Here is a 25,527-nt window from a genome sequence, read left to right as displayed (position 1 = left end):
TTTTTATGCACTTACGATTAATTTCGGTCACTGTTATGGCCGTATTGCTTGCGGGATGTCCATCAACGCCCCCGCAGATTAAACACACAGCTCCCGCCGGTCCGGCAAAAGAAATTTTAGGCGCAGTGCCGACGTTTGAACCTCTGCACCCCGGAGCCAATGACGATTATGCCCGCAACGGGCAGCAATATCAGATTGTCCGTGATCCGGAAAATTTTACGCAGCAAGGCTACGCGTGGACCTACGGCCAGGCACAAAACGGAAATCCGACGGCCAGCGGTGAACGGGTTAACAGTGCGGAATTAACCGCATCACACCCGACACTGCCGATCCCAAGCTATGCCCGCGTAACCAATATGGCGAATAACCGGATGATGGTCGTGCGCATTAATGATCGCGGACCGTACATGCCCGGCAAGCAAATGGGACTGTCACGCGCGGTTGCTGATCGCCTGAACCTGCTGCCAAACACCCGCATTAAAATTGATCCGATTATTGTTTCACAGGATGGCTCACTGAGCGGTCCCGGGACTGTCGGCACCGTTGTTGCCAAACAGAGCTATGCCCTGCCGGGTCGCCCTGAGCTCGGAAAAACCAGTGCGATGGGAACACCCGTAATGGAAAGTGCTCCGGCACTGCCGGTGAACAGCCGTCCGGTAATGGCGCAGCCACAGCCTGAGTCAGCTCTGATCCCTGCGGGCAATAAATCCGCCGCCGTGCAGGAAACGTCTGAAGTACCTGCAACCACGTCTGATATCCCGTCAATTCCTGTCACAGTGACACAACCGGCAACTACTGCGCCAGCCGTTACGACGGGTTACCGTATCCAGGTGGGTGCTGTGGGTGATGCCGATCGCGCGACACAGTGGCAGAAAGAACTCAGCGACAAACTGGGAGTTCCCGGCATGACAGAAGCTTTCGGTGATGTTTACCGCGTTCAGTTAGGACCGTTCACCAGCCGCGAACGGGCAACCGAGATTCAGGGACGGTTACGTCAGCAACTGAATATGAATTCGTTTATCCTGGCGCCATAATCTGATTTTTATGCGCCCTGTGTTGTAAAACCAAAAGTATATACCCAACGTCATTCAGGATGCAGGCAGGCTTCCCTGCGCCAACGAACCTGCAGTTTGAATGAATAAGGGTATAAAACTTACGTAAAATAACGCGCTATCACAGCACTTTTGCTATGATAGCGTTTCTTTTCCACCGGCATCATCAATATTGTTTTAACACTCATGAAATACGCAACCACTTATTGTTACCGTGCCACCCGTCTGGCTGCTTTTGGTTTTGCACTGGCGCTGAGCGCTGCCGCCTCTGCCGCCGACATCCCGGGTCAGAATACCGTCATACCTGCCGTACCGGAGATTGAAGCAGAATCCTATATTCTGATGGATTACCATTCCGGCAAAATTCTTGCTGAAAAAAATGCCGATGTCCGCCGTGATCCTGCCAGTCTGACTAAAATGATGACCAGCTATGTCATCGGTCAGGCAATGCAGGCCGGAAAATTCACCCCGCAGAGCATGGTGACTGTCGGGAAAAATGCCTGGGCGACCGGCAACCCGGTGTTCCGTGGCTCTTCCCTGATGTTCCTCAAACCCGGTGACAGTGTCAGCGTGGCGGATCTCACCCGTGGGATCAACCTGCAATCCGGTAATGATGCCTGTGTCGCAATGGCAGAATTTGTCTCCGGCGATCAGGATGCATTTGTCAGCCAGATGAACAGCTACGTCGCGCAGCTTGGATTGAAAAACACGCATTTTAAAACAGTTCACGGGCTGGATGCGGAAGGTCAGTACAGTACTGCACGCGATATGGCGCTGATCGGTCAGGCAATGATCAGTGATGTGCCGAATGAATACGCTATCTATAAAGAGCGCTCGTTCACCTATAATAATATTACCCAGCAGAACCGTAATGATCTGCTCGGTGATAAAAGCCTGAATGCGGACGGGATCAAAACCGGACACACCAACGGCGCGGGCTACAACCTGGTCGCCTCTGCAACAGAAGGCGATATGCGCCTGATCTCTGTTGTTATGGGAACCAAATCCGCCTCTGCCCGTAATGCGGAAAGCAAAAAATTACTGACATGGGGATTCCGTTTCTTTGAAACTGTAAAACCAATGCAGAAAGATAACCCGCTGGCCTCTGAAATTGTCTGGTTCGGCGATACCGATAAAGTGCAGTTAGGCGTGGAAAATGATGTGTATCTCACTATTCCGCGTGGACGTCTGAAAGATTTGAAAGCTGCATTTGTCCTGAATAACACGGAATTACATGCACCGCTGGCACAAAACCAGGTTGTCGGTACCATTAATTTCCAGCTGGATAACCAGATTATTGAAAGCCGCCCGCTGGTTGTGGCGCAGGCCGTGCCGGAAGGCAATTTCTTCAGCCGCCTGATAGACTATATCCGCCTGCTGTTTCACCGCTGGTTCGGCTGAGCCTTGAAATCAGATGAATAACCCCCATATTTAGTTCATCTGAGATTTGCTTTATTAAGGAGCACCCATGAAAACCAATTTGAATGAACTGTTAGAGTTCCCCTGCTCATTTACTTACAAAGTGATGGGTGCTGCTGAACCTGAGTTACTGGAAGATGTTCTGGAAGTGATTCAGCGCCATGCGCCGGGTGATTACAGCCCGTCCGTCAAGCCGAGCAGCAAAGGAACATATCATTCTGTTTCTGTCACAATTGACGCAACCCATATCGACCAGATTGAAAGCCTGTACGAAGAACTGGGTGCATTAGAACGCGTAAGAATGGTTCTGTAATAACATTATTGCCTTATCATTCATTATGAAGGCCGCCTGAACAGGCGGTCTTTTTTTTATGCTTCTGAACATTCTATACCCACCGTCATTCAGAATTCAGCCAACGAACCTGCAATTTGAGTGAACAAGGGTATATGCACATCACTGGTGCACTTTTGTCACGCGCGCTATACTGCGGGTTCGGCATACCGGATTGAAGATATGATTTTGCAAAACAACACCATCACATTACATCAGCTGGGTCTGCGCCCCTATTCCCCCGTCTCTGACGCCATGCATCAATTTACTGAACAACGCGACACACAAACCGGCAATGAAATCTGGCTGGTTGAGCACGAACGCGTCTTCACACAAGGTCAGGCGGGTAAAGCAGAGCATGTTCTCGCTCCGGGCGACATCCCTGTGATTCAGTCAGATCGCGGCGGACAGGTGACATACCATGGTCCGGGACAACAGGTTATGTATGTGATGATTGATCTGAAACGCGACAAAATCGGTGTGCGTGAACTGGTGTCAGCGCTGGAAAATACCGTTGTTGAAACACTGAAACAGTGGAACATTGATGCTTACCCGCGCCCGGATGCCCCCGGTGTGTATGTGGGCGGTAATAAAATTTGTTCCCTCGGGCTGCGTATCCGTAACGGGCGCTCCTTTCACGGACTGGCGCTCAATATTAATATGGATCTTGAACCTTTTCACCGGATTAATCCCTGTGGCTACGCCGGTCTGGCAATGACTCAAATGGCTGATTTTGTTCCCGGTATCACATTAGCGGATGTTCAGCCTGAACTGACCGCACAATTTTGCCGACAATTAGGATTCCAACTCGCGACAGAATAGTGTTATAATTTTTTAACATATTTAAAATATTTTTTAAAAGATTGATGATTCCGTTACATTCTGCAGGCACTCATCAATCATTATCCGATGAATCTAACCGGAAACAGCATAAACATGAGCAAACCTATTCAGATGGAGCGCGGCATTAAATATCGTGATGCCGATAAAATGGCGCTTATCCCGGTCAAAAACCTGGTATCAGAAACGACCGAACGGCTGCGTAAGCCCGCGTGGATGAAAATTAAACTTCCGGCAGATACTCATAAAATCAAGGGAATAAAAGATGCAATGCGCCGCAACGGCCTGCATTCAGTGTGCGAAGAAGCATCCTGCCCGAACTTAAGCGAATGTTTTAACCACGGTACTGCCACTTTTATGATCCTCGGCGCTATCTGTACCCGCCGCTGTCCGTTCTGTGATGTTGCCCACGGGCGCCCGAATGCACCGGATGCCAATGAGCCGCAAAAACTGGGGCAGACCATTAAAGATATGGGGCTGCGCTATGTGGTGATAACGTCTGTTGACCGTGACGACCTGCGTGATGGTGGTGCTCAGCACTTTGCTGACTGTATTACGGCTATCCGTGAACACAGCCCGGCAATTAAAATTGAAACCCTGGTGCCGGATTTCCGTGGTCGTATGGATAAAGCACTGGAGATTCTGATCGCCACCCCGCCGGATGTCTTTAACCACAACCTGGAAAACGTACCGCGCGTATACCGTCAGGTGCGTCCGGGTGCGAATTATGACTGGTCACTGCAACTGCTTGAACGCTTTAAAGAAGCGCATCCTGATATCCCGACAAAATCGGGACTGATGGTCGGGTTGGGTGAAACCAATGCAGAAATTCTGGATGTTATGCGCGACCTGCGCCGTCACGGTGTCACCATGCTGACTCTGGGACAATATCTGCAACCGAGCCGTCATCATCTGCCGGTTCAGCGTTATGTCAGCCCGGAAGATTTCGACGAAATGAAAGCTGAGGCACTGGCAATGGGCTTTACCCATGCTGCCTGCGGTCCGTTTGTCCGCTCGTCTTATCATGCTGATTTACAGGCAAAAGGCGAAGAAGTTAAGTAATCCGACCGTTATACTGAGTCTCTACAATACCGCTGTTTGAAAAAACGGCGGTTTTTTTTGTAACGCCAGTGCCAACGCGGGTAACAGGCAAAACGAAAAGACGCTGTAAACACATCCTTGTGCGCTCGGATCGCGCCATCCATGGCGCTTACGCTTTTCCTTTCTCTGCCTGTCACCTGCGTTTTACCTGACCATCGAACTGATCAAATTTATTGCCCCGCTCTTTTTTATCCCCAGTCTATACCCAACGTCATTCAAGATGCCGCCAACGCACCTGCAGTTTGAATGAATAAGGGTATATGTCTTTTGTGCTCTGCCCTGCCATTCACTGTTCCCACCTGCACTGATGCGGATTATGATGTGCGCCATAACACATTATTGATGAGTAAATTATGCAACGTGGTGGTGTTTTACTTCTGACCGCACTCGCTCCCGCTGTCTGGGGCAGTACATATCTGGTGACAACTGAAATGTTACCGGCAGGTTATCCGATGACCGTCGCGATGCTGCGTGCCTTACCTGCAGGATTATTACTGATGCTGTTTATCAGGCAATTACCGAAAGGGATATGGTGGGGTCGGATTTTTGTGCTGGGAGCACTGAATTTTGCCGTATTCTGGTGGCTTCTGTTTGTCTCTGCTTATCGCCTGCCGGGCGGCGTGGCGGCAACCGTCGGCGCTGTTCAGCCACTGATTGTACTTCTGCTTTCCCGGATGGTGCTGGGAAATGTCCTGAAACCGCTGGCGGTGCTCGCCGCATTATCCGGGATAGGCGGGGTCGCGCTGCTGTTACTGACACCACAGGCAAAACCGGACACGTTAGGGATTATTGCAGGGCTTGCCGGAGCATTTTCAATGGCCGCCGGTACTGTTCTGAGCCGCCGCTGGCAGCCGGATGTTTCGCCCCTGACATTTACCACCTGGCAACTGACGGCGGGCGGGCTGCTTTTGCTGCCGGTTTCCCTGTTACTGGAACCGGCTCTCCCGCCGCTGACCATGCTGAATATTACCGGGCTGGTTTATCTGGGATTGATTGGTGCGGCACTGACCTATCTGCTCTGGTTTCGCGGGTTGGCCATTCTTGGACCGAATTCAGTCGCGTCTCTCGGCTTTCTCAGCCCGCTGACAGCCGTATTACTGGGCTGGTTTATACTGGATCAGCAACTCAGCCTGCTGCAATGCACCGGCGTTCTGGTGATTGTCGGCAGTGTCTGGCTCAGTCAGGTGGCTAACCGCCGATAAATTCAGGCATAAAAAAACCCGTTACCATGGTGAGTAACGGGTTTTCGTCACGGTAATGTCGAATTAAAATAACGGCTACGGTATGGCAAATTACAACTTAAATTGAGACAACGTTTGCGGCAGACGGGCCTTTGGCACCATCAACGATTTCAAATTCTACTTTCTGACCTTCAGCCAGTGTCTTGAAACCATCATTGAGGATCGCAGAGAAATGAACGAACACATCTTTGCTGCCATCTTCCGGAGTGATAAAGCCGAAACCTTTCGCTTCGTTAAACCACTTCACGTTACCTTTGCGCTTTGACATTCAAAAAAACCCTTAAACAAGTGATTGTACTCATTAGTACCTGGTCAGTCTTCAGCAGACTGTATTGACCCTTCCGGGGAATCTGTTCAGATATCTGAATTACCCGTCGGATAATGGTATTGTGTGAGATATTCCACTGATACACCAGAGGATTTGTCTTACTTATTTCAACTATATTCAACTATATAGCGGGAATATCCTCATGATCCGGCTACATAATTCCTTCATGGCGCAGCAACCAGTGTTTGATATCCAGCCCGCCGCTGTAACCGCCCATCGAGCCGTCATGAGCAATGACCCGGTGACACGGAATAATCAGGCAGATTGGATTACGCCCGTTAGCCATGCCGACCGCCCGGCAGTAGTTTGCCGATCCCAGTTTTAATGACAGATCTTTATACGACCATGTGATCGCGAACGGGATAGTCGACAATTGTGACCAGACGCGGGTTTGAAACTCCGTTCCGTGCGGATTTAGCTTCACGCTGAAATCCTGCCTTTTACCGGAAAAATACTCATCCAGCTCTGTAATGCACTGAACAATATATGGATTATCCGGCTCCGTCTGTTCTGTGGTGTTATCGCTAAACCCCAGTTCAGTAATACCCTGTTCATCTGCACTGATAATGATATAACGGCGGGGAAATCCGGTTGGTGCCTTAATGTATGTTGTCGCCATAAGTGTGCCCTTTGTTCTGATTTTCTATAGCAGAACCTAATTCTGATAAAGAGACAAACATCATTTACGTTATTCATCTCACAACAGAGAAAATAACTAGGCAAATGATTTCATGCAAGTCAATTCACCGGAGAAAAATCCCCCGGTAAACTGTTACACAAAAAAAAGTATTAATACTCTGAACTATTCGGATGCGGGCGAGCTGAGTGCAGCCCGCTAATTATTTAAGCCAGTCAGCGACCTCGTCATAGGTGCCGTTAAAAAGTATCCGGTCTGTTTTTTTGCTGAGCTGATAGCGGTACATCGGGTCATAATATTCTGCCAGTAACGGGCACAACCAGGAGAAATGCGCGTCGGTAACACCCGTGCGCAATTGTTCTGCCAGCGCGGTGTCCAGCAATGCGGTAAGATCCGCAGCCCGCTGTGTGCCAAGGCGTTTGCGGATAGCTGACAGTCCGTGATGCAGATACTCACTGTATGCCAGCCAGCCCTGCTCTTCACCGTAAGCCGCCGTAAAATCCCGGTACATGCGATCGAAATACTCTTCTTTCAGCCGTTCCAGGCGCCGCTCAAGCGGATCGTCCACCACCACCAGGGATGCCTGCTCCATCTGCGCCCGCAGACAGTCCGGCAGACCATTGACGCCGATTGCCCGGCCTTCATCTTCCAGTACCCAGCGCATCCGCCCGGTTTCTTTTTTTACCATTACGGCTGCGAGATGGTTCTCAAAGGTCGCCTGTGCAAACTGGGCTTCCAGGGTTCGTCCGAATGAGGAACCACGGTGATGTGCCAGTCCTTCCAGATCAATACCGTCTGCCAGTTCCCCCACCAGCGTGGTTTTGCCGTTGCCGGTACAGCCGCCGATTAATATCACCGGGCGCTGTACCAGCTCAGCGGTTACCTGAATCACGGCCTGGCGCAGGGCTTTATAGCCGCCGGTAATCAGCGGGTATTCAATACCCGACTCATGCAGCCACTGCTGCACAATATGAGAACGCTGACCACCGCGCGCACAGCAAAGGTAGCCCTGCGGATTGCGGGTACACAAGTCCTGCCAGTCCGCCAGACGGCGGGCACGGCTTTCACCGCTGACCAGGTGATAACCCAGCGCGAGTGCTTTCTCAGAGCCTTGCTGTTTATAACAGGTGCCGACCGCCGCGCGCTCTTCATCATTCATCAGCGGCAAATTAAGCGCACCGGGCATCGCGCCCTGGTTAAATTCCACCGGCGCACGGACGTCAATCAACGGAACTTCAGTGGCAAGGAGAGTACGGATTGTTTGGGGAGACGGGGCTAATTCCATAATAAAAACTGTGATTTCAACTCAGATGTCGGTGAAAAGATCCGCCGGTGACGACAGATCCTCTTTTTTTTTATTGTACGCCTGACAACAAAGTTTGTCCTGCGGATTTTAGCTCTGCCGCTGTATATACCCAACATCATTCAAGATGCAGGCAGGCGGCAAGTGAAGATAAACGGGGAGCATACATCAGTATGTGACCCGATTAGCTGAGCGTAGCCAACACACCTGCAGTTTGAATGAATAAGGGTATAGCAGACCGGGTGAATGATCATGATGTAACTCAGATACCGACATTCAATAATAATAATCATTCAAATTAAATAAACACTATATATAGTGTGGTTGATATATTTGATATCTACATATAGTATTCGGGATACGATTTACCCACGATATCTGCTCATCGCAGGCAGATGTAATCAAGAGACATTATCATGACAGTGATTATCTACAGCAAACCCGACTGCGTGCAGTGCAACGCAACTTACCAGATGCTCGAGCGCAAAAATATCCCGTTCAGTGTGATTGATATCACGCAGGATGAGCAGGCGTATCAGCATGTCCGCACCCTGGGTTATCAGCAGGTGCCGGTGGTGGTTGCCGGTCAGGATAGCTGGGCGGGATTTCGTCCTGACAAACTCGCCGCACTCGGCTGAGAAACAGACAGGAGGCTTTCAATGACAACGCAGGCGCTGATTTACTTCTCCACCCGCTCAGAAACCTGTCACCGTTTTGTCGGCAAACTGGGGATCCCCGCGACCCGTCTGCCGGAAGACGGCAGCCCGCTTTGCGCCACACAGCCTTATGTGCTGCTGGTGCCGACCTACGGCGGCGGTCATGACAATGGTGCGGTGCCGCGTCCGGTGATCCGCTTTCTTAATCAGCCTGAGAACAGAGCATTACTGCGCGGCGTAATTGCTGCCGGTAATACCAATTTCGGCGCCGCTTACGCCATTGCCGGCGACATTATTGCTGCCAAATGCGACGTCCCTTTTTTATACCGTTTTGAATTACTCGGCACACAACATGATGTCGGGCGTGTCCGCGACGGTCTGCACCGCTTCTGGCAACAGCAGGCTCTGACACCCGCACTCAACTGACTTCTGAGACAGACTATGACGACTGAACATACTGATTACCATGCCCTGAATGCCATGCTGAACCTGTATGACGCACACGGAAACATACAGTTTGATAAAGATGTGACAGCAGCCCATCACTACTTTCGCAGCCATGTTAATCAGAATACCGTGTTTTTCCACAATCTGCGGGAAAAACTCGATTTTCTGGTTAACGAAAACTATTACGAAACACAGGTTCTTGAACAGTATGATTTCGATTTTATCAAGTCCCTGTTCAAACAGGCCTACAGCAAGAAATTCCGCTTTCAGACTTTCCTGGGCGCACTAAAATATTACACCGGATATACCCTGAAAACCTTTGACGGGCAGCGCTATCTGGAGCGCTTTGAAGACCGCGTCTGTATGGTCGCACTGACCCTGGCGCAAGGCGATACTGAGCTGGCAGAGCATCTGCTGGAAGAGATGATCAGCGGACGCTTCCAGCCCGCCACCCCTACTTTTCTCAACTGCGGCAAAAAACAGCGCGGAGAATTTGTCTCCTGCTTCCTGCTGCGGATTGAGGACAATATGGAGTCCATCGGGCGCAGTGTGAATTCGGCGCTGCAACTTTCCAAACGCGGCGGCGGCGTGGCGTTTCTTCTGACGAATCTGCGTGAAACCGGCGCACCGATTAAACTGATTGAAAACCAGTCCAGCGGCGTGGTACCGGTAATGAAGATGCTGGAAGATGCTTTTTCCTATGCCAATCAACTGGGCGCGCGTCAGGGGGCGGGAGCGGTCTATCTTCATGCGCATCACCCTGATATCCTGACATTTTTGGACACCAAGCGGGAAAATGCGGATGAAAAAATCCGTATCAAAACATTATCCCTCGGCGTGGTTATCCCGGATATCACCTTTGAATTAGCCAAAAATAATGAGCCGATGTATCTTTTCTCGCCTTATGATGTGGCGCGGATTTACGGCAAACCCATGTCTGAGCTGAGTATCAGCGAACATTACACTGATATGGTGAATAACAAAGCTATCCGCAAACGTAAAATCAATGCCCGCGAATTTTTCCGCATTCTCGCCGAAATCCAGTTCGAGTCCGGCTATCCCTACATTATGTTTGAGGATAACGTCAACCGCGCAAATCCGATCGCCGGTTACATTAATATGAGCAACCTGTGCTCAGAGATTTTGCAGGTCAACAGCGCCAGTGAATATGAGGATGATCTCAGTTACCGCCATACCGGGCGGGATATCAGCTGTAATCTTGGCTCCCTGAATATTGCAAAAATGATGGATTCCCCGGATTTTGCCCGTTCCGTGGATATTGCCGTGCGCGGGCTGACCGCTGTCTCGGATATGAGCCACATCAGCAGCGTGCCGTCTGTTAACCACGGCAATCAGGGCTCACACGCCATCGGGCTCGGGCAGATGAATCTGCACGGCTATCTGGCACGGGAGCACATTCATTATGGTTCCGAAGAAGGTATTGATTTCACAAATATCTATTTTATGACCATTGCCTATTATGCCCTCAAAGCCTCAAACCGGCTGGCGACAGAACGCAAACAGACTTTCCTTAACTTTACACAATCTACCTATGCAAGCGGTGAATACTTTACCAAATACATCACGCAGAAATGGGAACCGGCAACAGAAAAAGTGCGCACCCTGTTTACAGATGCCGGAATAGCTATCCCCTCACAGGCAGACTGGCAGCAGTTAAAAGAAAACGTGATGCAATACGGGCTGTATAACCAGAACTTACAGGCGGTTGCACCAACGGGATCTATCTCTTACATCAATCACGCAACGTCATCTATTCACCCGATAGTTGCCCGTATTGAGATCCGCAAAGAAGGTAAGCTCGGACGTGTTTATTATCCGGCGGCTTACATGACTAATGATAATCAGGAATATTATCGCGATGCGTACGAAATCGGCCCTGAAAAAATAATTGATACCTACGCCGCCGCCACACAGCACGTCGACCAGGGACTGTCTCTTACCCTCTTTTTCAGTGATGAAGCCTCCACGCGTGATATTAACCGCGCACAAATTTACGCCTGGCGAAAAGGCATAAAAACCCTTTATTACGTACGGCTGCGCCAGTCAGCACTGGAAGGCACTGAAGTTGCCGGCTGTGTCTCTTGTGCCGTATAAACAGAATAAAATCAGGACATTACCATGACAACATTAAGCCGCGTTTCGGCAATAAACTGGAACCGCATAGAGGATGACAAAGACCTGGAAGTGTGGAACCGACTGACCAGCAACTTCTGGCTGCCGGAAAAAATTCCGCTGTCGAATGATATTCCGTCCTGGCAGACACTGACACAGGATGAAAAACAACTGACCATCCGTGTATTCACCGGGTTGACGCTGCTCGATACGATTCAGAATACCGTCGGCGCACCGGCACTGATCCCGGATGCTCAAACCCCGCATGAAGAAGCGGTACTCTCCAATATCGGTTTTATGGAAGCGGTCCATGCCCGCTCTTACAGCTCCGTTTTCTCCACACTCTGCTCTACACAGGAGATTGATGATGCCTACCGCTGGAGTGAAGAAGAGCCCACCCTGCAAAATAAAGCGGATATTATTCTCAGCTATTACCGCGACCCGCATCCGCTGAAAAAGAAAGTCGCCAGCGTCTTTCTCGAATCCTTCTTATTCTATTCCGGATTCTATTTGCCGATGTACTGGTCGAGCCGCGCCAAGCTGACAAATACCGCCGATTTGATCCGGTTGATTATCCGCGATGAGGCTGTACATGGTTATTATATCGGGTATAAATTTCAGCGGGCATTGCTCAATTATGAAGAAAAAACCCGGCAGGAAATAAAAGAATTCACCTTCAGCCTGTTATTTGATTTATATGAAAATGAAATCAATTACACCCGGAAATTATATGACGTTGTCGGATGGTCTGAAGATGTGATTAAATTTCTGCATTATAATGCCAATAAATCCCTGATGAATTTGGGTTATGAAGCCTTATTTCCGGACAGTGTAACCGATGTCAGTCCGGCTATATTATCGGCATTATCCCCGGATGCGAATGAGAACCATGATTTCTTCTCCGGCTCGGGGTCATCTTATGTCATAGGAAAGGCCATTAATACAGAAGATGAGGACTGGAATTTTTAAACCAATCACTTTTATTAATCTGTGGCCCTTTTGCAGCACGCTTTACCAATGCACTGATATTTAAGGTTATTTATATCAGTGCTTTTTCAGTTCAAAAAACAACCTGAATAACCAATTTTTAATATCCTTATTATCATAAATTACGGTATTTTTACCGAGTAATTTTAAAACTTAACTGCAATATCCTCATATCACCAGATAGTAATCTATAGATATTATTAAATAATACTTAACCTGGTTGATTTTTTTTGCCTGTTTTTTTTTCTTCTCTTTCATATCCTGATAAAGCCCGGTTATTATCCCGGATTATTGTTTTCTTCCCGCTTACAGTACATCCGGTAAATAAGGGTTAAAACAAAGGGCTGGCTAACTTTCACTGCTATTTGTACCATCACACCAACCACATTATTAATATGTTAACAAAAAAGACAAATAACTAAGTTTACACCTCTTTCAGATACAAATATCCGGGGCTATTTTGATTAATTCTCATAATCAAGGGGTTGTCAGCATTATCTCGTGTGTTAGGGTAAATAACGTTTTTTTTTCAGGGAGGAGAGCCTATTTACGAATCTGACATCCACATTAATTCTGAATGGATATAATGCATGGCGATAAAACTCGAAGTTAAAAATCTTTATAAAATATTTGGTGAGCATCCTAAGCTTGCCTTTGAATTATTAAATCAGGGTCTGAGTAAAGATCAGATATTTGAAAAAACCGGTGCCACTATCGGGGTACAGGATGCAAATCTGGCCATTGAAGAAGGCGAAATATTCGTCATTATGGGACTGAGCGGTTCAGGGAAATCTACCTTAGTTCGTCTTCTCAATCGCCTGATTGAACCGACACGCGGCCAGGTGCTGATAGACGGCGAAGATATCGCGGTTATCTCAGACCAGGCACTACGCGAAGTCCGGCGTAAAAAAATCAGTATGGTATTTCAGTCCTTTGCACTGATGCCGCACATGTCAGTTATCGAAAATACCGCATTCGGCCTTGAACTTGCCGGAATGGATAAAGCCGAACGCCACACGCGGGCACTCGATTCCCTGAAACAGGTCAACCTGGAACAATGGGCGAATTCATACCCGGATGAGCTTTCCGGCGGAATGCGTCAGCGTATCGGCCTTGCCCGCGCGCTGGCGAATGACCCGGATATTCTGCTGATGGATGAAGCCTTCTCCGCACTCGACCCGCTGATCCGCACAGAAATGCAGGATGAGCTGCTGAGCCTCCAGGGCGATAAACAGCGCACCATTGTCTTTATCTCCCATGATCTCGATGAAGCCATGCGTATCGGCGACCGTATCGCGATTATGCAGGGCGGGATTGTCGTGCAGATCGGTACACCGGATGAAATTCTGAATAATCCGGCGAATGATTATGTCCGTACCTTCTTCCGTGGTGTTGATATCAGTCACGTATTCAGTGCCAAAGATATCGCCCGCCGCCGTGCTGATGCCCTGCTGCATGTGGCTCCCGGTTTCGGACCGCGCTCTGCGCTGAAAGTACTGAATGATGATGATCGTGAATACGGTTATCTGATTGAGCGCGGACAGAAATTTGCAGGCATAGTCTCTGTCGCCTCACTTGAAGCCGCGCTGAAAGAGAAAAAAAACCATTACGGATGCCATCCTGAGTGAACCTCAGGCAGTCAGTGCTGACACACCGCTCAATGAGCTGCTGACCGTGGTCGGACAATCTTCGTGTGCGGTGCCGGTTACCGGTGAAAACAACCGCTATATCGGCGTCATCTCTAAAGGGATGTTGCTTCAGGCTTTAGATAAGGAGACGCCGAATGAACCCGAATAATCAGACAGACACAGAGCAGGACCCGTGGGCGGCAACCTCTGAACAGGATACCGCAGGCAGTACTGATCCGTGGGCTGATACCGGTAGCGGTGCAGACGCTGATCCGTGGGGAGGAACCACAGACAGCGGCACAAACTGGCTTGATGCCGGCGCTGCCGGTGACGCAGCGGGTCCCGCATTTGACTGGACACATCCGTTTGATCACTCCCTGATCCCGTTCGATAGCTGGGTAACCGATATCATCAACTGGGTTGTACTGCACTTCCGCCCGGTATTTCAGGGGATCCGTGTTCCGATTGATTTTGTTCTCAGCAGCTTTGAGCAGGGTCTGACCGCAATACCGGCACCTGTCGCTATTGTGATTTTTGCCCTGATTGCCTGGCAGATGAGCGGCAAAGGCTTAGGTATTACCAGCCTGATATCACTGACATTTATTGGTGCGATCGGTGCATGGACTGAGGCAATGGTAACACTGTCACTGGTGCTGACCGCCCTGATGTTCTGTATTCTTATCGGACTGCCGACAGGTATTGCACTGGCGCGCCATGAACGCGCGGCAAAAATAATCCGTCCGCTGCTTGATGCCATGCAGACCACACCGGCATTCGTTTATCTGGTGCCGATTGTCATGCTGTTTGGTATCGGTAACGTGCCGGGCGTTGTGGTCACCATTATCTTTGCACTGCCACCGGTTATCCGCCTGACCATTCTGGGGATAAAACAGGTGCCCGCGGATCTGATTGAAGCGGCTGAATCATTTGGTGCCAATCCGCGCCAGATGCTATTCAAAGTGCAGTTACCGCTGGCGATGCCGACCATCATGGCGGGAATTAACCAGACACTGATGCTGGCGCTGTCGATGGTAGTTATCGCCTCGATGATAGCCGTCGGTGGTCTGGGACAAATGGTTCTGCGCGGTATTGGTCGTCTGGATATGGGACTCGCCTCTGTCGGCGGTGCGGGGATTGTTATCCTTGCCATCATTCTTGACCGCCTGACCCAGTCGCTCGGGAAAGACTCCCGAGCCAAAGCCGGACGCCGCTGGTATCACACCGGACCTACCGGTCTTATCACCCGCCCGTTCCGCCGCACACCGTAATACACCATCCCCGGGAGCCCGGCTCCCGGCGAATTATCACCCTGCGGCACATCACCCCGGTCTGCGGCAGGCACAACAAGAGGGAAAACGATGCGTAAGACAGCAATTATGGCAATCGCCTTATCGGCACTCATTGGTACTCAGGCGCTTGCGGATACAGCCCTGCCCGGCAAAGGGATCAAAGTGCTGCCTGTACAAAGCACCATCACTGAAGAGACATTTCAGACCCTTATCGTCAATAAAGCCCTGGAAGAGCTCGGCTATGATGTACAGCCGATTCAGGAAGTGGATTACAACGTCGCTTATGCGTCTATCGCCAACGGTGATGCCACATTTATGGCAGTAAGCTGGGTGCCTCTGCATAATTCACAGTACAAAGCCGCCGGTGGCGACGACAAATTTTACCGTAAAGGGGATTATGTCGTGAATGCCGCTCAGGGGTATCTTATTGATAAGAAAACCGCTGAGAAATATAACATTACCAATATTGAGCAGTTAAAAGACCCTGAAATCGCCAAACTGTTTGATACCAACGGCAACGGCAAAGCTGACCTGACCGGCTGTAATCCGGGCTGGGGCTGCGAGGCCGCCATTAACAATCATCTGAAAGCATACAAACTGAATAATACGGTTGAACATAATCAGGGTAACTATGCCGCAATGATGGCTGACACCATCACGCGTTATAAAGAAGGAAAACCTATCCTGTATTACACCTGGACCCCGTACTGGATAAGTGACGAACTTAAACCGGGTCGCGATGTGGTCTGGTTACAGGTGCCGTTTTCCTCTATGCCGGATGGTGAAAAAATCGAGACAAAATTACCAAACGGTAAAAACTACGGTTTCCCGCCAAGCACCATGCATATTACAGCAAACAAAGCCTGGGCTGAGAAAAACCCGGCAGCGGCTGAGCTGTTTGCCATCATGAAACTGCCGGTGGCGGCGATCAATGCCCAGAACCTGCGTATGCATGACGGACAAAACTCACAGGCTGATATTGAGCGCCATGCAAATGCCTGGATTAAAGCGAATCAGTCCACATTTGACGGATGGATTAGCCGGGCGCGTCAGGCGGCTGAAAAATAATCAATTTTTAGTTTTTATACCTCACAGCCATGCTTGCATGGCTGTTTTTTTGCTCAATGAAATGTGATTTAACTCACAAAATGAATACCCCTTCCCCCCCCGGTTTCTATATAGTAGCGCCCCGTAATACCCTTATTCATTCAAACTCCAGGTGCGTTGGCCGCACTCCGATTGCCGCCTTCCTGCATCTTGAATGACGTTGGGTATATGCCTTTATCACTGTAATCCGTACATCTGAAAATCCGGACATAATGAAAAAAAAAGACACCTGATGCCGTCCTGACCCCGGGACTTATCTGCCTGATGGCAATTGCCACCGGTTTATTAGTGGCAAGCAATTACTATTCACAGCCGCTGCTCGATACTATCGCCACGCAATTCGGCGTCACTGCCGGTATGGCGGGCTTTATTGTCACCGCAGCACAGCTCAGTTATGCCGCCGGTCTGATGTTTATTGTTCCGCTCGGCGACAAATTTGAGCGTCGTAACCTTATCGTCACCATGACGCTGCTTTCGGCAATCGGGCTGCTTATCTCGGCAATGTCACAGACACTCTGGCAATTATTGCTGGGAACCGCACTCGCCGGCATGTTCTCTGTTGTGGCACAAGTGCTTATCCCTCTTGCAGCGACACTGGCAAAACCGCAGCACCGTGGTAAAGCCGTCGGGATTATTATGAGCGGGCTGCTGCTCGGGATACTGCTGGCACGGACAGTTGCCGGTGTTCTGGCAGAATTCGGCGGCTGGCGGACAATTTATTGGGTCGCATCCGGGCTGCTCGTCCTGCTCGCACTGATCCTCTGGTTCCGTCTGCCGCAATACAAACAGGTGTCTAATCTGAAATACAGACAACTGCTGGTGTCCATTGTTGTGCTGTTTGTCCGCACACCGGTATTACGGGTTCGTGCAGCGCTCGGGGCAATTGCCTTTGCGTCATTTGGTCTGCTCTGGACCTCTATGGCATTTCTGCTGTCTTCAGACCCGTTTAATTACTCAGAAAGTACTATTGGTCTGTTCGGTCTGGCGGGTGCGGCGGGCGCACTGATGGCAGGACAGGCAGGACGCTTTGTGGATAAAGGCAAAGGTCGTCAGACCACCAGCGCGGGTCTGTTGCTGCTTCTGCTCTCGTGGGTTCCGATTGCCTTTGCCGGGTATTCGGTCGCGGCATTTATTGCCGGTGTGGTTATTCTTGATCTCGCCGTACAGGCGATTCACGTCACCAACCAGAGTACCCTCTACAGAATGATGCCGGAGGCACGCAGCCGCCTGACCGCCGGTTATATGACCTGCTATTTTTTAGGCGGCGCACTCGGTTCACTGCTGTCAGGCTATGCTTACAGCCACTACGGCTGGATAGGTGTCTGTTACAGCGGCGGTGCGCTCAGTGTGACAGGACTGGTTATCTGGCTCGCCGGAAAAAAGCATGATGTCCCTCAGATAACAGACACGTCGTGCAGGCAACACGCACCTGACAACGCTTCCCTCTGAAAAAAACACCTTCGGGTGTTTTTTTCACTCAAAAACTGAACGAATCTCGAATAATAATCTACCGTCTGTAGATTATCCCTTCATAAAAAGTTACAAATAACACAGTTAATCAAAGAAAATAATTTTCGACCACGTAAAATAGATACCACAGCGATAATCACTACCATAACGGCAATGTGACCCATTACATCTTATTCAATGCAATAGGTCGCTAATAAAAATTGACGCCATTTATGTCGCGGAAATTACGCATAATTGAGATCAATCACTCTGTAGCAACAATGTAAGTGATTTGCTAAAAAATACGTGTTTTTTACAAATAACATTCACAAAATTTATGAATCAGTTATCATTATCAAACGAAACATCGTGATATTAACCTGCTATAATTGTTAAATTAATCTTTTAGCTGACCATTCAGCCGGGTGATAGCTAAGTTATCGTACCAACAGAAACTAATAAGGTATCTCAATAATGGAAAGTTCATTTACACCGACAGAAGAGTTGCTCAACAGCCGTATATCACAGCAAAAAAGCCTGGGTGCAGACTTACCGTATCAGGAAATTTTACTGACCCGGCTCTCAATGCACGTTCAGAGCAAATTATTAGAAAAGCGTAACAGTATGCTGAAATCTCAGGGCATAAACGAAACGTTATTTATGGCACTGATGATCCTTGATACTAAAGAATCACACAGTATTCAGCCATCTGAACTGAGTGCCGCACTCGGCTCTTCCCGCACAAATGCAACCCGTATTGCGGATGAACTGGAGAAAAATGGCTGGATTGAGCGCAAAGAGAGCCACAATGACCGCCGTTGCCTGCATCTGCATCTGACGGATAAAGGAACGGATTTTCTGCACAGTCTGCTGCCGCCTCAGCATGATGCACTGCGCCATATCTGGTCTGCTCTGGAAGAAGGTGAACAGAAAAGCCTGGAAAAACTGATGCGCAAACTGCTTATCCAGCTGGATAAGAACGATAACTAAATAACCTTTTATTGTTTAAGGTTAATGAATACGAGCTTTTCTCAACACGAAGGCGCAAAAAATCCTTTCCTGTTGGCCCGGATCATTTATTCTTCACAGGCTGACATTTCCTGACATCAATTGATGTACTGCCATCAGGGCTTGCGGTTGTCGTATACAACAGTTACGACAACCGCAAGCCTGTTCCTGTTACCGGCTAAATTGCCGGATCAGTTACCTGAAATGCCATAAAAAACACCTTAAAATAAGAAATATATCCGGAGAAAACTGATGAGTGTCAGTGAGGAAACTCAGGCTACAAAACCCCAGGTCCGTAACAAAAAACGACAACGCCGTAATACCCTGATGTTACTGACGTTACTCTTCATCCTGCTTGGTGCGGCGTATACCGCATATTGGTTTACCGTACTCCGTCACCACGAATCTACGGATAATGCGTATATCACCGGTAATCAGGTGATTGTTATGTCACAGGTTTCCGGCAGTGTCACCACCGTGAGTGCTGATAATACAGACTATGTTACCGCAGGCTCGCTGCTGGTTCAGCTCGATAAGCGGGATGCAGAACTGGCACTGGATAAAGCACAGATTAGCCTGGCAAACAGTGTCCGCCAGACCCGCCAGCAGATGGTTAACAGCCGCCAGTTGCAGGCCGGGATTGAAGTGCGTCGCTCAGAACTCTCCCGTTTACAAAACGATCTGAAGCGCCGTGAAGTCCTCGGGGCGCAGAATGTGATCGGCAAAGAAGAGCTGCAACATGCCCGTGAAGCCGTCGTCAGCGCCAAAGCGCAGCTGGATGTCGCCACTGAACTGTTTAATGCTAACAAAGCATTTATTCTGGATACACCGCTGAATGAACAACCGGCTGTAAAACAGGCTGCCACAGAAGTACGCAATGCCTGGCTGGCACTGGCGCGAACCGATATCCGCAGCCCGGTCGATGGCTATGTTTCCCGGCGCAGTGTGCAGGTCGGTGCGCAAATCAGCCCGTCCACCCCGCTGATGGCCGTCGTCCCGGCAAAAGGAATGTGGATTGATGCCAATTTCAAAGAAACACAACTCAGCGCCATGCGTATCGGACAACCCGTTAAGGTAATAACCGACTTCTACGGTGATGACATTGTCTTTCACGGCACAGTCACCGGACTGGACATGGGAACCGGCAGCGCCTTTTCACTGCTCCCCGCACAAAATGCCAGCGGTAACTGGATAAAAGTGGTTCAGCGCCTGCCTGTCCGTATTTCACTGGACCCGGCAGAACTGGAGCAATACCCGCTGCGTATCGGACTTTCCGGTGAGGTGACTGTCGACACACAAAATACGCAAGGCCCGGTGCTGTCACAAAATGTACGTACAACACCGGCATATCATACCAATGCACTGAGCATTGATATGCAGCCTGCGGATCAGATAATCGCTGACATTATTAAACACAATGCCGGTCAGTAAGGAGTCAGGGCTATGCAAGCGCCACTGAGCGGAGCAAGACTGGCCTGGATGACGATTGCCCTGTCGCTGGCAACCTTTATGCAGGTACTCGACTCCACCATTGCCAATGTGGCAATCCCGACCATTTCAGGTAACCTGGGTTCATCAAACTCGCAGGGCATCTGGGTGATTACCTCCTTTGGTGTCGCAAACGCCATTTCTATCCCGATCACCGGCTGGCTGGCAAAACGGTTCGGGGAAGTGCGGCTGTTTATGTGGTCTACCGCCCTGTTCGCCATTTCGTCCTGGTTGTGCGGGATCTCCGACAGCTTAGGCATGCTGATTTTTTTCCGGGTTATCCAGGGGCTGGTTGCCGGTCCCCTGATTCCGTTATCGCAAAGCCTGCTGCTGAATAACTATCCCCCCGCAAAACGCGCAATGGCGCTTGCGCTCTGGTCGATGACGATTGTGGTCGCCCCTATCTGCGGGCCTATTCTCGGCGGTTATATCAGTGATAACTATCACTGGGGCTGGATTTTCTTTATCAACGTACCCTTTGGTATTGTGATAATGATGCTGACAGCAAAAACCCTGAAAGGCCGCGAAACAAAAACAGAAATCCGTCCGATAGATACGGTCGGGCTGGTTTTACTGGTTCTTGGTATCGGCTGCCTGCAAATTATGCTCGACCAGGGCAAAGAGCTGGATTGGTTTAACTCCACAGAGATAATAGTCCTTACGGTTATTGCCGTTATCGCCATCATCTTCCTGATTGTCTGGGAACTGACCGATGACCACCCGGTCGTGGATTTGTCACTGTTTAAGAGCCGGAACTTTACCATCGGCTGTCTCAGCCTGAGCCTTGCCTATATGCTCTATTTCGGGACAATTGTTCTGTTACCGCAACTGTTACAGGGGGTATTCGGTTATACCGCGACCCAGGCCGGGCTGGCTTCCGCACCAATCGGGATACTGCCACTGCTGATAACGCCGATTATCGGCAAATATGCCCATAAAATTGATTACCGGATCATTGTGACATTCAGCTTCATTATGTATACCGTCTGCTACTACTGGCGGGCATATACATTTGAACCGGGAATGGACTTTGCCACCGCCGCCTGGCCACAGTTTTTCCAGGGGCTGGCAATTGCCTGTTTCTTTATGCCGCTGACCACCATTACACTCTCCGGTCTGCCGCCGGAGAAAATGGCATCGGCATCCAGTCTGTCAAACTTCCTGAGAACACTGGCCGGGGCTATCGGAACCTCAATTACCACCACCATGTGGACTCAGCGGGAATCCATGCATCACGCCAATTTTGCGGAACACATCAACCCGTTTAACCCCGACTCGCAACAGATGTACCACACTCTGGGTGAAATGGGGATGACGCAACAGCAGTCGTCTGCGTATATCGCAAAAATCATCACCGATCAGGCGCTGATAATATCGGCTAATGAGATCTTTTGGTTATCCGCAGGGGTATTCCTGGTACTGACACTGCTGGTCTGGTTCGCCAGACCGCCTTTTACCGCGGGTGGCGGTGGCGGTGGTGCGCATTAGCAAGTATATATACCCAGCGTCATTCAAGGTGCAGGCAGGCGGCAAGCTCCGGCTGCCGGGGAGCATACATCAGTATGTGACCCGGCGGGCTGAGCGCCGCCAACGAACCTGCAGTTTGAATGAATAAGGGTATAAATAAGGCACTTCGGTGCCTTTTTACATTCAGGCGGGAAATAAAATTAAACAATAAATTCAGAATGTAATTAATTAAATAAAAAGGAAACAAGATTTTATTAACACATTATTTACTTGCACCTAAAACGTTCATCCTGCTATTCTTTTTTCACGGACAGAAAACAGATATAAACAAGGATGTTTATGACAATGCCAACAGAAAACAAAAATACACCATCAGATTCAGAAAATAAATTAATCACATTATTTTCAACATTAAAAAAACAAAAAAAACAGAAACCAACAAAACTGGTGATTTTATATTAACTCGTCAGGATAATAGTTATTACATTATTAATAGCAGCACTAACATTCATTATCCTGCTTTAAACGGCGTTATCTGTTTCTATATCAGTCATCATCACCATGGTGTGATGATCCGCATGGCACAGACTCAGGCCGATAGTCAATACATCACAGAAACAGACCTGAGCCTGCGCACTCAGTTATCACGGATGGAATCTGAAAATGATATCCTGCTGGCGGGTGCTGCACATTTTTGTCATGGACGAATGACCCATTGGTATTTATCCGACAAATATAGTTCACAGAATGAGTTCCATATGTCCATATTAAAATCACCATCCATTAACCGTTTATTACCACTGCATTTAATTCGTTAAGGAGAACGTCATGATGTAGATGTATTAATAACTGCCTGCCATACCTATTTTATTTTTATTGCAAATTTGCACCATGCTTCGGCATGGTTTTTTTGTTTTTTATAAATAAACAAACGATTTATTATATAGTGTAATAATGAAATAAATGTAAAGTACGCCATTAAAATTTTAAGGAATAGGCAGCAAGGGTGTCCATATCTGAATTGCTAGATAAACTAATAAACCGAGTTAATATTCCTAAATGGGATATTCATAATTATCTGCCGGGAGGACATGCTAAGCTGCGTGATAATGCATTAACAGATTATCATCTGACTAAAATCGACGATCACTACTATTTTCGTCATAACAAAACACGTGATATTTACCTGTGCGTTACAGGTGAAGTATATTTTTATATTCATAATAAAAAACCGGAAATGGTGAATTGTATACTGCCGTCGTTACCAACCAATAACCTGCAACATTACATTCCGGAAAAGGTATTTGAACGATTAATTGATCGTCAACACCGGATTTTGATGGCAGGAAAAATCACGCTGGATGACGGGCGAATCAGAAAATGGCGTCCTCTTGATATTTATTCTGAAAATTCATATACGTATCATAAGGCGCTGGATTCAGGTGCGGTTAAAAATCTGCTTACCGTGCATTTAATCAATTAAAAAACCCGGTCATAATGACCGGGCTGATAGTCCGTAATATACCCTTATTCATTCAAACCGCAGGTTCGTTGGCGGTACTCAGCCAGCCGGGTCACATTTATGTATGCTCCCCGGCAATCGGAGCTTGCCGCCTTCCTGCATCCTGAATGACGTTGGGTATATAACATTAACCGACTTTATTTTGCTGCCACCAGCGCGCCAGAATAATACCGGTCGCAACAGAAACGTTCAGGCTTTCCACATTACCTGTACCGCCGACGGACAGACGCATATCACCGCCTTCCCAGACGGAATCGCTCAGGCCATCACTCTCTTCGCCCAGAACCAGTACCATTTTTGCAGGCAGGTCGGCTTTCGCCAGATCAGTGCTGCCTTTATGGCTGGAGGTGGTAATGATGGCGTAACCCTGCTTGCGGAAAGTATCCAGTGTGCCGGTTAAACCATCAGCATCAATCCCGACCAGATGCTCCGCACCGCCTTCCGCAGTACGGACAGCCGCACCAGACTCCAGCAATGACGAGTCCTGTAAAATCACACCGTTAACACCGAAATGCGCACAACTGCGCATGATCCCGCCGAGGTTATGCGGATTAGCAACATTTTCCAGTGCCAGCACGCAATCCTTTTCACCGGCGGTTTGCAGATAACTTTCTGCACTCACACCGCTGCGTTTTTTAATCAGGAAGCAAACGCCGCCGTGATGTTCTGTACCGGATGCTTTCGCCAGTTCGTCTTCTTCAACCACATGATAGGCTTTGCGGTTTGCCGCCATCCATATCAGTGCATCGCGAAAACGCGGCGTAACAGATTGCTCAAACCAGGCGCGGACAATGCGCTCAGGGCGGCTGCGGAACATAGCCTGACAGGCATTTTCACCGTAGATCCGGGTTTCTTCCTGACGCTGGCGACGCAGCTGAGCCGGGTCTATCTGGCTTTTACCACTGATACCACCGTGATCCGGAACCAGTCCCTCTTCACCCTCTTTAGGCTGACGGGAAACCGTTTTCCATGGTGAGCGTTCATCTTCAGAATAGGCACTCTGCCCTCTGCGATCACCACGATCATTGCGGTCGCCGCGATCATTACGGTCATTGCGATCATTACGCTGACCCCGGTTATTACGATCGCCACGGTCAGGTCCTCTGCCGCCACGTCCGTCAGATTTTTTCTGACTATCCGGTTTGTCCTCACTGCGGACATACATCACTTTAACTTTGCCGTTTTTACCACTATAAGAATCGTTCATGTCTCTCTCCCACGCCATTCCGGGGGCGAAGATTACCCGATGTCAGCCGGACTTACCAGTTATCATAACCGGCCGCCCCCGCCGGAGGCGCTGAACTCAGGCACCTCCGCGAAAAATCATGCTATTGTGCAGCGATAACAGTACAATGCATACTGTTTTTTGTGAAGACCAGCCGATAAAGATGAAGACCAATTCAGTTCACCAGTTACGTCAGCGCCGCCTGATGCAATCCACCCGCCCGTTCCGCGCACGGGGATGTCGTGTAACACGTTGTAATGACTGCCTGTTACCGGAAAAAAATTGTTTGTGTGACACCATAAAAACACAGCCGGCACGCAGTCAGTTCTGTCTGCTGATGTATGATACCGAGCCGCTCAAACCCAGCAATACCGGAAAACTTATTGCCGATATATTGCCCGATACTCAGGCCTTCATGTGGTCACGAACCGATCCTGATGAGGCGCTGCTGACACTTCTGCGTGACCCGTCCCGTCAGCCGTACCTGATTTTCCCGCAGGCGTATGCCACACCACCGCGCCGGGTATTCACAGATGTGCCGGAAAATACCAAACCGCCGCTGTTTATTCTGCTTGATGGCACCTGGCCCGAAGCGCGTAAAATGTTCCGCAAAAGCCCGTATCTTAATGATATTCCGCTGTTGTCGATCAATGACATTGCGCAAAAAGATTATCTGCTGCGGGTCGCGGCGCGGGAAGATCAGCACTGTACTGCCGAAGTGGCGGCTGCTGCATTAATCATGGCGGGCGATAGCGCTGCCGGAAAACAGCTGCTGGATCACTTTATCTACTTCCGCTATCAGTATTTGAAGGGCAAGTCACATCTTCCGGTGGCACAAATTGCAGCACAGGAACAACTTTTAGGCTAAA

23 protein-coding genes and 1 pseudogene are annotated in these 25,527 nt (G+C 49.2%); 20 read left to right on the top strand and 4 right to left on the bottom strand.

Annotated features, from left to right (window positions below):
• Positions 1–5: 5 nt before the first annotated feature.
• The 6 genes from rlpA to AYY16_RS18475 all read left to right on the top strand — a co-directional run bounded on the left by rlpA (position 6) and on the right by AYY16_RS18475 (position 5,945).
• Positions 6–1,034, top strand: a complete 1,029-nt coding sequence (rlpA, locus tag AYY16_RS18500) for an endolytic peptidoglycan transglycosylase RlpA (RefSeq protein ID WP_067370143.1) — start codon at positions 6–8, stop codon at positions 1,032–1,034.
• A gap of 204 nt (positions 1,035–1,238) precedes the next feature.
• Complete coding sequence (gene dacA / locus AYY16_RS18495) at positions 1,239–2,453, top strand: D-alanyl-D-alanine carboxypeptidase DacA (protein WP_067370141.1); 1,215 nt, start codon at positions 1,239–1,241, stop codon at positions 2,451–2,453.
• Positions 2,454–2,520: 67 nt separating this feature from the next.
• The gene (gene ybeD, locus AYY16_RS18490; protein ID WP_067370139.1) at positions 2,521–2,784 is read left to right on the top strand and encodes a DUF493 family protein YbeD; all 264 of its coding nucleotides are present in this window, start codon (positions 2,521–2,523) and stop codon (positions 2,782–2,784) included.
• Positions 2,785–2,985: 201 nt separating this feature from the next.
• Positions 2,986–3,624: a lipoyl(octanoyl) transferase LipB gene (gene lipB, locus AYY16_RS18485; protein ID WP_067370136.1), complete on the top strand. Its 639-nt coding sequence runs from the start codon at positions 2,986–2,988 to the stop codon at positions 3,622–3,624.
• 114 nt (positions 3,625–3,738) lie between these two features.
• Positions 3,739–4,704 (top strand): lipoyl synthase, encoded by a 966-nt coding sequence (lipA, locus tag AYY16_RS18480; RefSeq protein ID WP_067370132.1) that lies wholly within the window; start codon positions 3,739–3,741, stop codon positions 4,702–4,704.
• Positions 4,705–5,096: 392 nt separating this feature from the next.
• A complete protein-coding gene (locus AYY16_RS18475; RefSeq protein ID WP_067370128.1) occupies positions 5,097–5,945 on the top strand; it encodes an EamA family transporter in 849 nt (282 codons plus the stop codon).
• A gap of 97 nt (positions 5,946–6,042) precedes the next feature.
• Here AYY16_RS18475 and cspE read toward each other — a convergent pair whose 3' ends face one another.
• From cspE to mnmH, 3 genes are all read right to left on the bottom strand, one after another.
• Positions 6,043–6,252, bottom strand: coding sequence for a transcription antiterminator/RNA stability regulator CspE (gene cspE, locus AYY16_RS18470; protein ID WP_004235583.1), 210 nt, complete (start codon positions 6,250–6,252; stop codon positions 6,043–6,045).
• A gap of 211 nt (positions 6,253–6,463) precedes the next feature.
• Positions 6,464–6,931, bottom strand: a complete 468-nt coding sequence (locus AYY16_RS18465; protein WP_067370124.1) for a methylated-DNA--[protein]-cysteine S-methyltransferase — start codon at positions 6,929–6,931, stop codon at positions 6,464–6,466.
• 220 nt (positions 6,932–7,151) lie between these two features.
• On the bottom strand, positions 7,152–8,234 hold the full coding sequence (mnmH, locus tag AYY16_RS18460) for a tRNA 2-selenouridine(34) synthase MnmH (protein ID WP_067370116.1): 1,083 nt from the start codon (positions 8,232–8,234) through the stop codon (positions 7,152–7,154).
• A gap of 434 nt (positions 8,235–8,668) precedes the next feature.
• Here mnmH and nrdH point away from each other — a divergent pair, with 434 nt between their 5' ends.
• The 13 genes and pseudogenes from nrdH to AYY16_RS18395 all read left to right on the top strand — a co-directional run bounded on the left by nrdH (position 8,669) and on the right by AYY16_RS18395 (position 23,394).
• Positions 8,669–8,890 carry a glutaredoxin-like protein NrdH gene (gene nrdH, locus AYY16_RS18455; protein ID WP_067370111.1) on the top strand — a complete coding sequence of 74 codons (222 nt, stop codon included), beginning with the start codon at positions 8,669–8,671 and terminating at the stop codon, positions 8,888–8,890.
• Between the two features lie 21 nt (positions 8,891–8,911).
• Positions 8,912–9,334, top strand: coding sequence for a class Ib ribonucleoside-diphosphate reductase assembly flavoprotein NrdI (gene nrdI, locus AYY16_RS18450; protein WP_067370105.1), 423 nt, complete (start codon positions 8,912–8,914; stop codon positions 9,332–9,334).
• A 15-nt stretch (positions 9,335–9,349) separates the two neighbouring features.
• The gene (gene nrdE / locus AYY16_RS18445; protein ID WP_082970813.1) at positions 9,350–11,470 is read left to right on the top strand and encodes a class 1b ribonucleoside-diphosphate reductase subunit alpha; all 2,121 of its coding nucleotides are present in this window, start codon (positions 9,350–9,352) and stop codon (positions 11,468–11,470) included.
• Between the two features lie 24 nt (positions 11,471–11,494).
• Positions 11,495–12,457 carry a class 1b ribonucleoside-diphosphate reductase subunit beta gene (nrdF, locus tag AYY16_RS18440; protein WP_067370103.1) on the top strand — a complete coding sequence of 321 codons (963 nt, stop codon included), beginning with the start codon at positions 11,495–11,497 and terminating at the stop codon, positions 12,455–12,457.
• Positions 12,458–13,065: 608 nt separating this feature from the next.
• Positions 13,066–14,272, top strand: a pseudogene (gene proV / locus AYY16_RS18435) (glycine betaine/L-proline ABC transporter ATP-binding protein ProV).
• Positions 14,259–15,371: a glycine betaine/L-proline ABC transporter permease ProW gene (gene proW / locus AYY16_RS18430; protein ID WP_067370101.1), complete on the top strand. Its 1,113-nt coding sequence runs from the start codon at positions 14,259–14,261 to the stop codon at positions 15,369–15,371. The pseudogene proV and the gene proW overlap by 14 nt, the downstream one beginning before the upstream one ends.
• A 90-nt stretch (positions 15,372–15,461) precedes the next feature.
• Positions 15,462–16,460 carry a glycine betaine/L-proline ABC transporter substrate-binding protein ProX gene (gene proX, locus AYY16_RS18425; protein WP_067370099.1) on the top strand — a complete coding sequence of 333 codons (999 nt, stop codon included), beginning with the start codon at positions 15,462–15,464 and terminating at the stop codon, positions 16,458–16,460.
• Between the two features lie 303 nt (positions 16,461–16,763).
• Complete coding sequence (locus AYY16_RS18420; RefSeq protein WP_067370094.1) at positions 16,764–17,948, top strand: MFS transporter; 1,185 nt, start codon at positions 16,764–16,766, stop codon at positions 17,946–17,948.
• Positions 17,949–18,422: 474 nt separating this feature from the next.
• Positions 18,423–18,938, top strand: a complete 516-nt coding sequence (gene mprA, locus AYY16_RS18415) for a transcriptional repressor MprA (protein ID WP_067370091.1) — start codon at positions 18,423–18,425, stop codon at positions 18,936–18,938.
• A 270-nt stretch (positions 18,939–19,208) separates the two neighbouring features.
• A complete protein-coding gene (emrA, locus tag AYY16_RS18410) occupies positions 19,209–20,387 on the top strand; it encodes a multidrug efflux MFS transporter periplasmic adaptor subunit EmrA (RefSeq protein WP_067370086.1) in 1,179 nt (392 codons plus the stop codon).
• Positions 20,388–20,399: 12 nt separating this feature from the next.
• Positions 20,400–21,932, top strand: coding sequence for a multidrug efflux MFS transporter permease subunit EmrB (gene emrB, locus AYY16_RS18405; RefSeq protein WP_067370083.1), 1,533 nt, complete (start codon positions 20,400–20,402; stop codon positions 21,930–21,932).
• Between the two features lie 557 nt (positions 21,933–22,489).
• A complete protein-coding gene (locus tag AYY16_RS18400; protein ID WP_156665032.1) occupies positions 22,490–22,729 on the top strand; it encodes a hypothetical protein in 240 nt (79 codons plus the stop codon).
• A gap of 188 nt (positions 22,730–22,917) precedes the next feature.
• A complete protein-coding gene (locus tag AYY16_RS18395; protein WP_067370075.1) occupies positions 22,918–23,394 on the top strand; it encodes a hypothetical protein in 477 nt (158 codons plus the stop codon).
• A gap of 166 nt (positions 23,395–23,560) precedes the next feature.
• Here AYY16_RS18395 and AYY16_RS18390 read toward each other — a convergent pair whose 3' ends face one another.
• Positions 23,561–24,640, bottom strand: coding sequence for a tRNA/rRNA methyltransferase (locus AYY16_RS18390; RefSeq protein WP_067370073.1), 1,080 nt, complete (start codon positions 24,638–24,640; stop codon positions 23,561–23,563).
• 181 nt (positions 24,641–24,821) lie between these two features.
• Here AYY16_RS18390 and AYY16_RS18385 point away from each other — a divergent pair, with 181 nt between their 5' ends.
• Positions 24,822–25,526 (top strand): tRNA-uridine aminocarboxypropyltransferase, encoded by a 705-nt coding sequence (locus AYY16_RS18385; RefSeq protein WP_067370072.1) that lies wholly within the window; start codon positions 24,822–24,824, stop codon positions 25,524–25,526.
• Position 25,527: the final 1 nt, after the last annotated feature.

Origin of the sequence: Morganella psychrotolerans (genome assembly GCF_001676155.1) — a bacterium.
In the GTDB taxonomy this organism is placed as follows: Bacteria; Pseudomonadota; Gammaproteobacteria; order Enterobacterales; family Enterobacteriaceae; genus Morganella; species Morganella psychrotolerans.
The sequence above is the reverse complement of the archived record's forward strand: the minus strand, read 5'-3'. Positions and strand labels throughout refer to the sequence as shown.